Origin of the sequence: Bradyrhizobium sp. SUTN9-2 (assembly GCF_003122645.1) — a bacterium.
Taxonomy (GTDB): domain Bacteria; phylum Pseudomonadota; class Alphaproteobacteria; order Rhizobiales; family Xanthobacteraceae; genus Bradyrhizobium; species Bradyrhizobium yuanmingense.
Genome location: NZ_LAXE01000001.1, coordinates 5,050,398 through 5,051,412 on the forward strand (window position 1 = coordinate 5,050,398; position 1,015 = coordinate 5,051,412).

Here is a 1,015-nt window from a genome sequence, read left to right on the forward strand (position 1 = left end):
GCTCTCTCGCAGGACCGATAACGCGGTGTTGACGCGCGAGGCCGCAGTGGCGGAGTAATCTGCCCTCGGATCATCTCGGGGGACGCCGTCATGATGAATCGCAGAACCGTGCTGAGCGTCACGCTTGCGGGCGCGTTCGCGCCTGTCACGCGCGCCCTCGCTGATGGCGCCATGAGCCGGATCTCGGCCTACGCCTTCTCCTTCCCCGCATTGTCAGGCGACGACATCCGCCTCGCCACGTTCACCGGCAAACCGCTGCTGGTGGTGAACACGGCCTCGCTCTGTGGCTACACGCCGCAATATGCCGGCCTGCAGGAAATCTGGAACGAGTTTCGCGGGCGCGGGCTCACCGTGATCGGCGTGCCGTCCAACGATTTCGGCGGCCAGGAGCCCGGTGGCAGCAGCGAGATCACGCAGACCGCACACCACCAATTTGGCGTTACCTTCCCGATCACGGCCAAGGCTGCGGTGGTCGGTGCGAGGGCGCATCCCTTCTACAAATGGGCCGCGGAAGCCCGACCGAAGGAAGTTCCGCGCTGGAACTTCCACAAATACCTGATCGGCCGCGACGGCTATATCGCCGAGGTATTTCCATCCGCCGTCGAGCCGGCCGACACGCGGATCAAGACCGCCATTGCAAGGGCCCTGGCCGACACTTGATCCAGGTGCACGCCATCCGGCTGGGCACAATTGCGGCGCGGCATCAAACAGCCGTTGCAATGGCGATGGCCCACCATCTAGGCTAGGATTGTTTTGGGCAGGACGGTTTTTGCCGCAGGCGAAAAGCCACGGCGGAACAATGGGATCAATCTCGAGGGACATCACCATGCGCGTGGCGGCAGGACTGATTTTAGCAGGTGCGATGTCGGTGGCGCTCTCCGGCGCCGCATGGTCGCAGACGCCGGCCGCGAAGCCCGCGGCCGCACCGCAAGCCGCGCCGACGGCAACACCGGCGGCTGCAACGTCCCCTGCAGCTCCAGCGCCCGCAGCAGCGGCCGCGGCGCCGGCGGGCTTC

At 65.9% G+C, this 1,015-nt stretch carries 1 protein-coding gene; it reads left to right on the forward strand.

The features are described 5' to 3' along the window. Nucleotides 1-90: 90 nt before the first annotated feature. Entirely contained in the window at nt 91-660 is a 570-nt protein-coding gene (locus tag XF30_RS23440; RefSeq protein ID WP_109143969.1) for a glutathione peroxidase, read from the forward strand. Nucleotides 661-1,015 lie beyond the last annotated feature (355 nt).